Origin of the sequence: Pauljensenia sp. 27098_8_83 (genome assembly GCF_041432695.1) — a bacterium.
Taxonomy (GTDB): Bacteria; Actinomycetota; Actinomycetes; order Actinomycetales; family Actinomycetaceae; genus Pauljensenia.
The window spans coordinates 1-10715 of record NZ_JAPWAD010000035.1 but is presented as its reverse complement, the minus strand read 5'-3'; the positions used below and the strand labels follow the sequence as shown (position 1 = coordinate 10715).

Sequence of the window (10715 nt, the reverse complement as noted above, 5' to 3'; positions counted from 1 at the left end):
CGTGTTGGGAGAGTTTTGTACCGGTTGGGCTGCTGGTGTGGGTGTGCTGGGAGAGTTTTGTACCGGTTGGGCTGCTGGTGTGGGCGTGTTGGGAGAGTTTTGTACCGGGTTCGGCTCGGGGTGCGGTACAAAGTTCTCCCTGCTGGGGGTCGTGGGGGTGGAAGCGGTATAAAGTTCTCCCTGCTTGGCCAAAACGCGTGGAAATGGGCCTTTTGGGGCATGCGGGGAGAGTTTTGTACCGGGTGGGCTGCTGGTGTGGGTGTGCTGGGAGAGTTTTGTACCGGGTGAGCCCCTGGACCGGCTGAACAGGGGGAGTTTTGTACCGGTTGGGCCGGTTCGGCTACTCGTGATGAGTGTCTGTCTGCGTGTGCGCAGTGCTTGTGGTTACCTCTTATCAGGCTGGGAGAAATTTCGCATGCAATTCCCCTTAAGATATTTCAAGTTATGAAATCGAACCGTTGAAATTCTGCCACTTTCGTGCCGTCGTGTATGTGGGCTCTGCGGGAATTGCATGCGACTTTGGATGTCGGCTTCGTGCAGCAACCTGAGGGCCACTGCCCGCACCGCCCCGCCGCCGCCTGCGTCGTGTCGAGCCGCGCCGGACGCGGTACTCTGCGCCTAATGGCAGTGGGGCGATGTCCCCGACCCCAACGTATGGCAGGTGCTCCATGTTCTTCTCTCGCGATGCTCTGAACCCCGCAGGCAACGGCCTGAGCCCCGACGAGTGGTGGAAGGGCGCGGTCGTCTACCAGATCTACCCGCGCTCCTTCAAGGATTCCAACGGCGACGGCTTCGGTGACCTCGAGGGGATTCGCTCCAAACTCGACTACCTGCAGGCCCTCGGCGTGGACGTCCTGTGGCTCTCGCCGATCTACGCCTCCCCGCAGGCCGACAACGGCTACGACATCGCCGACTACTACGACATCGACCCGATGTTCGGCACCCTGTCGGACTTCGACCGCCTGCTGGAGGGCGTTCACGAGCGGGGCATGCGCCTCGTCATGGACCTGGTCGTCAACCACTCCTCCGACGAGAACCCGTGGTTCGTCGAGTCGCGTTCCTCGCGCGATAACCCGAAGCGCGACTGGTACATCTGGCGCGATCCTCGCCCCGGGTGCGTGGGCGGCGAGGCCGGGGCGGAGCCCAACAACTGGGGGTCCTTCTTCTCCGGCTCGGCCTGGGCGTGGGATGAGGCCACGGGACAGTACTACCTGCACCTGTTCCACAGGAAGCAGCCCGACCTGAACTGGGAGAACCCGCAGGTTCGCGCGGCTGTCTACGAGATGATGAACTGGTGGCTCGACCGCGGCGTCGACGGCTTCCGCATGGACGTCATCAACCTGATCTCGAAGGATCCGGGCCTGCCCGACGGCGTCGTCTACCCCGGGCGCGCGTGGGGCGAGGGCTTCCCGCACTTCTCGCAAGGCCCCCACCTGCACGAATATCTCGCGCAGATGCGCCGCGAGGTCTTCGATGGCCGCGCCGGCACCATGACGGTCGGCGAGTGCCCGGGCGTGCGCCGCGACAACGTCCTGCTGTTCACGGACCCGGCGCGGCGCGAGCTCGACATGGTGTTCCAGTTCGACCACGTCGACCTCGGCCTCGAGGCGGGGAAGTTCCACCCGCGCCCGCTGCACCCCGGTGAGCTCGCCGACTGTTTGAGCGCCTGGCAGGAGGCCCAGGGTGAGGTCGGCTGGAACAGCCTCTACCTGGACAATCACGACCAGCCGCGCGCCGTCAGCCGCTTCGGCGACGAGGAGTGGTGCTACGAGTCGGCCACCGCCCTGGCCACCGCTCTGCACATGCTGCGCGGCACGCCCTACGTGTACCAGGGCGAGGAGCTCGGCATGACCAACAGCGTCTTCGGTGGCATCGAGGACTACCGAGATGTCGAGGCGCTGCGCTACTACCGCGAGGCCGTGGAGTCGGGGGAGGACCCCGAGTCGGTCCTGAAGGGGCTGGCAGCCATCGGCCGCGACAACGCGCGCACCCCCGTCCAGTGGGACGCAAGCGAGAACGCCGGTTTTACGGACGGAACGCCATGGATTGGCGTTACCCCGAACTATCGGGAGATCAACGCCGCCTCCCAGGTCGGCGACCCGTCCTCGATCTACGCCTACTACCGCGCGCTCGCGGACATCCGACATGGGCTGCCCGTCATCGCGGCCGGTGCGTTCGAGCGCATCGGCGCCCCCTCGCCCGCGATCTTCGCCTATCGGCGCACCCTCGGCGAGGCCGTGGCAACGGTCCTCGTCAACCTCTCCTCGCAGCCCGCCTCCCTCGGCGAGGCGGCGCGTGAGATCAGCGGAGAGCTCCTCCTATCCAACCGCGACCTGCCCGAGACCGAGCGGGGAGTCCCGGCAGTCCTGGTGCCGTGGGAGGCGCGCGTTTACCTCGCGTGAGGGGCGCGTGGCCCCTGGGTGTCGGTGTATGTTCGTGTACACATCATGAATCATTTATCCAGAGTGCACTCCAGCGTTGGCGTCGCACCGTCGTAAGCGAAGTCGATGGTGCACTTAAACCGGGCGTTATTCGGTGTGTGCTTATCATCCGTGGGGGCTGTTTCGCCGGTCGGTACAGCTAGGACAAAAGACGTTGTTCCTACGAGGTCGACGGAAAGATGGTCTTGGGTGGGATCGAACGGTGTAGTGCTCAATGCTAGGGCGCCGCAGGCATCTTCTCTGGAGGCATCGGGTGTTCCGGTGCGGCAAGATGACGCGAATGCTTCGCTTTGCACGCGAACCCATTCCTTGAGCGTATCGTTGGCTTCGATAGTGAAGGGGTTTATCGCGATGTTGGTGCGGATTTCTCCTGCGCCGTCGGTTAATGGGCGCTCGTATTTGATTGTCCAGTAGTCCGGGTTCTGGGGGACTGCTTCGATGCGGTAGCTGCCGGGAAATAGGTAGTACCAGCCTTGGGGGTTATCGATCGATACGTCGCCGACCCGCACGCTGCGAAGGTTGTCTAACTCCATGAGGGTGACTGTTGGTCCGAAGGATGGGGCGTCAATGTGCCACCAACCAAGCTTGCCATTGGCCTTGTCCTTCTGCGACAGCACGGTGACGGTCGTGCCCAAGGCTTCTGTGCCGTCGTCGAAGGAAACACGCCCCTCAATGGCGTAGGAGTTGATATCGACTGACTCGATGGATACAATGCTGGGTGCGTGCGCGTGCGCAGCGTCGGACAGGAATTCGATATGATTGCCATTCCTGCTGGTGTCCTGGAGGTAGGGCGAATACGACAGTGCCTCGTCGTACTTCCCGGATTCAATGAGTTCCATGTAGCGGCTCCACGCCTCGATCCGCGTCAGGTCTGGCACGCGCGTCGAGTGCCACCAGTATCCCCCTCCTGCGATGGCGGCCACGAGGCCCACGCACGAGGCCGTGGCGATCCAGCGCTTGCGCCGCGACGGGCGCGATGGCAACGCCGTCGACGAGGCAGTCGTTGCTGTCTCAATGCGTGACATGGAACCTCCCAGGGTGTGCAACATCGAACGATAGCAAGGGGTCACTCGGCGCTGCAAACACTTGAACATTCCGGGGCCTCAGTTGTCGGGAGAATCCTCCAAGTGCGGTGCGGTGGTTGGGGCAGGCGTCGTGCTCTTCCTGGGGTGGGTGCTCCGGCGTGCTACCGATAACGCTACGGTCCGATAATATGTGGAGCGGTCAGGTTTTTCGCTCCTACGTGAGAGAGGCGTCATGACGGCGAAGAAGCTTTATCACCGCCTGTACGCGCGTGTGGTGCGCGAGCGGCTGCGCTGGTCTGTCCAGCCTCCCGTGTTTTTCGCGCGCCGCCGCTACTGGTTGACGAGCGTGGTGGCCGTCGTGGTCCTCATCGGCGGCACCGTGTCTGTGCTCGCGTGGCACTCCCACGTGGAGCGCGTCAACCGGGAGAGGGATAACGAGGCGCTCGCCGGTGCCACCAGCGTGGTGTACGCCTACTGTGACGCTGTCTTGGGTGGGCGCATCGACGAAGCGGCTGCGATGGATGGCCTCGCAGATTCTACGGACCCCAATTGGATGCTGAGCGATGCGGGGGAGGACTTCAGGGTTGAGGCTCGCACTTTCTTTTCCTTGACGGTGTCCGAGGGGGAGATGTCCCCGGACAGGCTCACTGCGACCTTTGATGTCACGAGCACCCCTCGCGTCGGGACGGCAGCGCGTGAGGAGAGTATCGAGATGGTGGCGCGCCGAGACAGCGTCGACGCTCCCTGGATGATCGCCACCAGCCTCGCGCGTCGCGTGGTCGTCACATTCCCCGCCGGCACTTCCGCCGCGTTCTTCAATAATGACGCCATTGAAACGTTCGATCCGAGTGAAGGATGGCCCGAGGCGGTGCACACGGTCTCTCTGACGCTCTATCCGGGCCTCTATCAGATTGGTGCGCGCTCCTTCTCTATCGACATGAGTATCGTTGCGGTTCCAAAAAGCAGCCAGTTTCCCTATGACGAAGATTATGCGACTGTGGGGTCATTGGTCCGTGTGCCTTTCGTTCCCGTGAATGAGGATGTTTCTGTTTCTCCCTTCTCATCGGATAAAACGTTATTGGAACGAGAAACTGCTCTGGAGGTGGGGACCGTCATGATTTCTTGTATTAATGGCGAGATTCAGGATGCCAATCTGTGTCCAGACTTCACGAGGGGCGTCTACGACCCGGTGCCGCGCAATCGGATGAATTCAACGCGTGATGCCTTTAATATCGCGGTGACGCTCGATTCGCCCACCTCGTTCACAGTCACGTCGCTGGAAGCGCGCGATCCAGCAACTGGTAACACTCAGGATTACACGGGCACTGTCACTGTCACCTATGACGATAAGAGGCATCAGACGATTACCGCGATCACGCTCACTCCCCGCGAATAGGGGACGCATCTCGAGGCTGAGCGGCGGGTCAGGCCTCAGTAGTAGTAGGGGTAATCCTCCCAGCGGGGGGCGCGATGCTCGAGGAAGGCGTCGCGCCCCTCCTGTGCTTCGGCCGTCATGTACGCCATGCGCGTGGCCTCACCGGCGAAGACCTGCTGACCGGCCAGCCCGTCGTCGGCCAGGTTGAAGGCGAACTTGAGCATGCGGATGGCCTGCGGGGACTTCGTCGCGATGGTCGCCGCCCACTCCAGGGCCGTCTCCTCCAGCTGCGCGTGGGGGACGGCGCGGTTGATGACGCCCCAGCGCTCGGCAGTTTCGGCGTCGTAGCGCTGCGCGAGGAAGAAAATCTCGCGCGCCCGCTTGTCGCCCGCCTGGCGGGCCAGGAGCGCCGAGCCGTAGCCCGCGTCGAAGGAGCCGACGTTCGCGTCCGTCTGCATGAAGGCCGCGTGTTCGATGGAGGCGACGGACAGGTCTGCGACCACGTTGAGGGAGTGCCCACCGCCAGCGGCCCAGCCGGGAACGGCCGCGATGACGACCTTCGGCATCGTGCGGATGAGGCGCTGAACCTCGAGGATGTGCAGGCGTCCGGCGCGCGCGGGGTCGATCTGCTTGCGGCGCTGGGCGGTGGCCGCCTCCGGGTCCGCGCCCTCGACCTCGTAGCGGTACCCGTCGCGGCCTCGGACCCTCTGGTCGCCGCCGGAGCAGAAGGAGTATCCACCGTCGCGCGCCGACGGGCCGTTGCCCGTCAGGATCACGGCCGCGACCGAGGAGGTCTGGCGCGCGTGGTCGAGCGCGCGGTACAGCTCGTCGACCGTGCCGGGACGGAAGGCGTTGCGGATGTCGGGGCGGTCAAAGGCGATGCGCACGACCGGCATGTCGGTGCCTTCGGGACGGCCGTCCACCTCGGGGCCGCGCGAGATGCCCCGGTGGTAGGTGATGTCGGCGAAGTCGAAGCCCTCGACCTCGCGCCAGCGCGTCGGATCGAAGGTGTCGGAGACGAAGGGGAGTGCACTCATGCCTCGGATTCTAATCGACGAGGCGGGGGCGGGCTGCCGTGCGCGTGCGTGCGGGTGGGCGCTCGACGGGCCCTGCTGAAGGGGTGGCCAGGCCCTCCGACGCGGTGGGCGTGTGCAACCTAACCAATCGGAACAAAGGGCACCCTCGTGTTCGCGGATGGTGAGATAACTAGTCACTGATGCGTGTGTCGTGACATACTCTTGTATTTGCCAGGCGTTCTGCTCTGTCAGGGAGTCTGTCACTTTGGTGCGCTTACTGCACAATCGCATACAAGTTTCAGCGTGATCGAGTTGTTGCGAAGCCAAGGTTGCGCGATAATATTACCGATAAGTAAGGAGGCTCCTCATGAATGCAGCGCCGCAGCCAACGCTCATGCGCATTCCGATGCGTACACTGAGTCGCCAAGTGCGCTACGCCCTCGAAGGCGTCGATGACATATTGGTGTACAAGGTTGCTATGACGACGCGTTTCCGCGGGGTGACGCGCCGCGAGGGCCTTCTTCTGCACGGCCATGCCGGCTGGGGAGAGGCCGCGCCCTTCTGGAACTACGACGACGCTGAGTCGTCCCGTTGGCTGGCGGCCGCGCTCGAGTCTGCCCGCCGATTCCCGCCGGTGCCTCGGCGCAAGTTCGTGCCCGTCAACGTGACGATCCCCGTCATTTCCCCCGAAGAGGCCTACGAGCGTGTGAAGGACTCGGGCGGATGCGCGACCGCGAAGATCAAGGTCGCTGAACCCGGCGTGAGCCTGAGTCGCGACTGCGCGCGCATCGCCGCCGTCGCCGATGCCCTGCGTGAGACGGTCGGTGGGCAGGCGATGATCCGCCTCGACGCTAACGGCGCGTGGGAGGTCGACGAGGCTCGCGCCGCGATCCCCGCGATGGCGGCCGCCGCGGGCGTGGTTCCCATCGAGTATGTGGAGCAGCCTTGCCTGACTGTCGATGAGCTGGCGCAGGTGCGCCGCTCGGTGGACGTTCCCATCGCTGCGGACGAGTCGATTCGCCGTGCCGAAGACCCGCTTGAGGTGGCCCGCAAGGAAGCCGCCGACGTCATCATCATCAAGGTGGCGCCTCTCGGAGGCGCGCGTGCGGCACTGAAGGTGGCTCGTAAGAGTGGGCTCGGGGTCGTCGTCTCCTCGGCCCTCGAGACCTCCGTCGGCTTGTCGGTCGGCGTTGCCGCGGCGGCCGCCGTGCCCGGCGTGCCCCGGGCGGCCGGCCTGGCCACGGCCTCGCTGCTGGTGGGGGATGTGACCGAGCCCCTGATTCCCGAGCGCGGACGCCTGCCCGTGGGGCGGCGCGAACCTGACCAGGAACTCATTGACCGCACTCCCGTCGATGGCGATCTCGTCTCCCGCTGGGGCATGCGCCTGGAGGGCATGGCTGAGCACCTGGGGGCAGGAGGCCGGTAGGCTGGGCCTATGCCCTCCGTCGACACCGCCAGCGCCATCCTCGCGTCCCTGGACGCCCTGGGCCTCACGCACGTCCTGTACTGCCCGGGATCGCGCAGCGCCCCCTTCGCCTACGCCCTCGAGGCCGGTGCTTTCGGCGGCGACGCGCGCGCCGTCCTGGATGAGCGCAGCGCCGGGTTCATGGCCGTCGGGCTGGCCCGCACCGGAGCCCTGCCAGCCGTCGTCGTCACCTCGGGGACGGCCGTCGCCGAGCTCGCGCCCGCCGTTCTCGAGGCCTCCCACGCGCGCCTGCCGCTCCTCCTCCTGACGGCCGATCGCCCCGGCGAGCTGCGAGGCGTCGGCGCCTCCCAGGCGACCGACCAGTCGCGGCTCTTCGGCGCTCACGTGCGCGCGCAGGTGGACCTGGAACCTCAGGAAGCCTCGACGACGCTCGTCGGACACCTGACGCGCTGCGTCGCCGCCGCGTGCGGCGCGCCCGCGGGCACCCCCGGGCCCGTCCAGATCAACGTCGCCTTCCGCGATCCCCTCACGCCCGCTTCGCCCGCGTCCGCTTCGGCTTCCGGGGACGAGGCCGGGGCTTCCTTCGTCCCGCGCCCGACCCGGGTGCTCGCCGCCTCCCCCGTGAGCGCGCGCTGGGAGGACGTGGTCGGTCCTGCCACCGCCGGGCTGATCGTTGCGGGTGAGGGGGCGTTGCCTCGCGCCCTCGAGTGGTCGCGCGCCTCGGGATTTCCCCTGCTGGCGGAGCCAGCCTCGGGCGCGTGGGCTGGCGGGGGAGTGACCCCCTTCGAGCAGTCCCTCGTGTGCTCACCCCTCGGGCGCGAGGCCGACACCGTCGTCGTCACGGGCCGTCCGACGCTGTCTCGCCCCATCCACGCGCTCCTCGCGCGACCCGACGTGCGCGTTATCCTCGTCGACCCGCACGCCCCGTGGGTCGACGTCTCGGGCAACGCCTCGGTCGTGGTGGCCGACCTGGAGCCCGCGCGAGGGCCCGTCGACGCCGCGCAGGCCGAGTGGGCGTCGCGCGTACGCGACGCCGCTCGCGACGCAGGTGAGCGTATCGAATCTCTGCTCGCCGCCGGTTCGGGCCGGACCATGCTCGACCTCGCTCGGGTCGTCGCCGCCTCCTCGAGCGGGCCCCTCGTGCTCGGCGCCTCGAATCCCGTGCGCGCCTTCGACCTGGCCGTGCCGACGTTGGAGGGACGCGCCGTTCACTCGAACCGCGGGCAGGCCGGCATCGACGGCACTATCGCGACCGCCGTCGGTATCGCCGTGGGCGCCGGGAGCGTCGGCGGGGCCACGGTCCCTGCGAGCGAGCGCGTCACCGCCGTCATGGGTGACCTGACGGCCTGCCATGACGCGTCCTCCCTGGCCCTGGCTTCGGCTGCCCGGGCACACCTCGACATCATCGTCGCCGACGACCGCGGCGGCGGAATCTTCGCCACCCTTGAACACGGGCGCGCCACCACCCCCGAGGCCTACGACCGGTGGTTCGGCGTCGCGCAGGAAGTTGACTACGAGGCGCTCGCGGCCGCATACCGCCTGGCCTTCGCCCGCGTCGAGCACCCCGCCGAGCTCGCCCGCGTGCTGGAGACCCCGCAGGCCGGCCCCCGCCTCGTCCATGTCCCCGTCGAGCGCGGCGCACACCTGTACGCGGCCATCCGGGACATCCTCAACTGAACGTCGTGGGAGCCTGTTCGCTGTGAGAGCAGCGGTTTTCAGGAAACTTACAGGACGCTTTCAGTGGGCCTTTGAGGAATCGACTCATACTGGTGGACAGATAACGAACTGACATCAGAGGAAACCATGAACGAGTCTCAGATTCCGGCCCCCGACGCCGACTCGTCGCGCGATGCGATCACGGCCCCGGCACCCAGCTACCCGCAGCGTGCGACGGCTCAGGACCCCTCGGCCACCCAGGAACTGCCGGCCGCGCGGGACGCCACGCGCGAGATGCCCACCCCCTCCGCCGAGGAAACCCGCGCGGGTGGCGGTACCTACTCCGCTCCCACGGGCGAACCCTACGGCGGATACGCGGCCCCGGCCTCGCCCGAGGCGGTTCCCGCTCCCACGGCTGCTGCTCCCACCGTCATCGTCACGAAGAAAGGGCCGGGCTGGGTCGCCCTCATTTGCGCGATGCTCGTGACGATCGGCCTGACCCTCGGTGCCGTGTTCTACGCGCGCCCGGCCATGCTGCGCGCCTCCACGCCGACCAACCTCAACGGGGGAACGGTTGCGGCCGTGCCCGCGTCGAACAGCTCCGGGACGGACTGGACGGACGTCGCCTCCGCGGTATCGCCCGCTGTTGTGACGATCCAGACCCAGGGCGCTTCGTCGGGTGGTACCGGTTCGGGCGTCATCTACGACGCGCAGGGAGACATCGTCACGAACTACCACGTCATCTCCTCCGTCCTGGGCGGCGGCCAGATCCAGGTGACCCTCGCGGACGGGCGCCTCTACTCCGCGTCGATCGTCGGCCACGATAAGACCACCGACCTGGCCGTCATCCGCCTAGAGAACCCGCCCACAGACCTGACTGTTGCGCGTTTCGCCAGCTCCGCGAACCTCGAGGTCGGCGCCCCCGTCATGGCGATCGGCGCGCCCCTGGGCCTGTCGAACACCGTGACGACCGGCATCGTCTCGGCCCTCAACCGTCCCGTCGAGGTCTCCATGGACGAGGACAGCTCGTCGCAGAACAGCACCCAGGCGTCCTCGGACCTCGTCGTGACCAACGCGATCCAGATCGATGCGTCGATCAACCCCGGCAACTCGGGCGGCCCGCTCTTCGACGCGACCGGCGCGGTCATCGGCATCAACTCGTCGATCAAGTCGCTCGCCACGTCCTCCGACGGCCAGGCCGGCTCGATCGGCCTGGGCTTCGCGATCCCCTCCGACCTGGTCGTCTCTGTCGCTGACCAGCTGATCGCCACCGGATCGGCGTCCCACGGCATGCTCGGCGTGACCGTCAAGGCCGCGACGACGACCGTCGGCTCCGACACCTACGTGGGTGCCGAGGTGCAGGACGTCTCCCCCGGCTCCGGCGCATCCGCCGCGGGCATTCGCTCCGGCGACGTCATCGTCAAGGTCGAGGGCCAGGAAGTGACCAGCCCCAAGCAGCTCATCGGCTACGTGCGCCGCTACAAGGCTGGCGACACCGTCGCCATGACGATCGTGCGCGACGGCGCCACGCAGGACGTCTCCGTGCGGATTCAGTGAGGTGCGTGTTGCGTGCGCGTGCGTGCGTCGTGGCGCTGTGTGTGCGCGCTGCGGCGTGACTCGAGTATCGCGCGCTGACGAGGCCCGCTGTCCCTGTGAAGGGGCGGCGGGCCTGTGCGTGGCGGGGTGCGTGGCGTGTTGGCTTCTGTGCGCGGTTGGTGGCACGTACACCGACCTCTTGTGTGCCGGATGCGTGCCGGGCGTGCACGGTCGCACACG

At 66.7% G+C, this 10715-nt stretch carries 7 protein-coding genes; 5 read left to right on the top strand and 2 right to left on the bottom strand.

Features of this window, described 5'->3' with window-relative positions:
• The first annotated feature begins 668 nt into the window (after positions 1–668).
• Positions 669–2402, top strand: a complete 1734-nt coding sequence (locus O3656_RS10050; RefSeq protein WP_500063933.1) for an alpha-glucosidase — start codon at positions 669–671, stop codon at positions 2400–2402.
• Positions 2403–2452: 50 nt separating this feature from the next.
• Here the strand turns inward: O3656_RS10050 and O3656_RS10045 are convergent, their stop codons facing one another.
• Positions 2453–3466 (bottom strand): hypothetical protein, encoded by a 1014-nt coding sequence (locus O3656_RS10045; protein WP_500063932.1) that lies wholly within the window; start codon positions 3464–3466, stop codon positions 2453–2455.
• 232 nt (positions 3467–3698) lie between these two features.
• Between O3656_RS10045 and O3656_RS10040 the strand changes: the two genes are divergently transcribed.
• On the top strand, positions 3699–4862 hold the full coding sequence (locus tag O3656_RS10040; RefSeq protein WP_500063931.1) for a hypothetical protein: 1164 nt from the start codon (positions 3699–3701) through the stop codon (positions 4860–4862).
• A gap of 35 nt (positions 4863–4897) precedes the next feature.
• On the opposite strand, the gene O3656_RS10035 is transcribed toward O3656_RS10040, so the two are convergent.
• Positions 4898–5878, bottom strand: a complete 981-nt coding sequence (locus tag O3656_RS10035; protein ID WP_500063930.1) for a 1,4-dihydroxy-2-naphthoyl-CoA synthase — start codon at positions 5876–5878, stop codon at positions 4898–4900.
• Positions 5879–6224: 346 nt separating this feature from the next.
• Here O3656_RS10035 and O3656_RS10030 point away from each other — a divergent pair, with 346 nt between their 5' ends.
• From O3656_RS10030 to O3656_RS10020, 3 genes are all read left to right on the top strand, one after another.
• On the top strand, positions 6225–7283 hold the full coding sequence (locus O3656_RS10030; RefSeq protein ID WP_500063929.1) for an o-succinylbenzoate synthase: 1059 nt from the start codon (positions 6225–6227) through the stop codon (positions 7281–7283).
• 9 nt (positions 7284–7292) lie between these two features.
• Positions 7293–8960 carry a 2-succinyl-5-enolpyruvyl-6-hydroxy-3-cyclohexene-1-carboxylic-acid synthase gene (menD, locus tag O3656_RS10025; RefSeq protein ID WP_500063928.1) on the top strand — a complete coding sequence of 556 codons (1668 nt, stop codon included), beginning with the start codon at positions 7293–7295 and terminating at the stop codon, positions 8958–8960.
• Positions 8961–9086: 126 nt separating this feature from the next.
• Positions 9087–10496, top strand: a complete 1410-nt coding sequence (locus O3656_RS10020; RefSeq protein WP_500063927.1) for a S1C family serine protease — start codon at positions 9087–9089, stop codon at positions 10494–10496.
• Positions 10497–10715: the final 219 nt, after the last annotated feature.

Excerpts from the sequence above, each read along its gene's own strand:
- O3656_RS10040 (WP_500063931.1), top strand. The coding sequence starts at position 3,699 with ATGACGGCGAAGAAGCTTTATCACCGCCTGTACGCGCGTGTGGTGCGC.
- O3656_RS10035 (WP_500063930.1), bottom strand. The coding sequence starts at position 5,878 with ATGAGTGCACTCCCCTTCGTCTCCGACACCTTCGATCCGACGCGCTGG.
- menD (WP_500063928.1), top strand. The coding sequence starts at position 7,293 with ATGCCCTCCGTCGACACCGCCAGCGCCATCCTCGCGTCCCTGGACGCC.
- O3656_RS10050 (WP_500063933.1), top strand. The coding sequence starts at position 669 with ATGTTCTTCTCTCGCGATGCTCTGAACCCCGCAGGCAACGGCCTGAGC.
- O3656_RS10030 (WP_500063929.1), top strand. The coding sequence starts at position 6,225 with ATGAATGCAGCGCCGCAGCCAACGCTCATGCGCATTCCGATGCGTACA.
- O3656_RS10045 (WP_500063932.1), bottom strand. The coding sequence starts at position 3,466 with ATGTCACGCATTGAGACAGCAACGACTGCCTCGTCGACGGCGTTGCCA.
- O3656_RS10020 (WP_500063927.1), top strand. The coding sequence starts at position 9,087 with ATGAACGAGTCTCAGATTCCGGCCCCCGACGCCGACTCGTCGCGCGAT.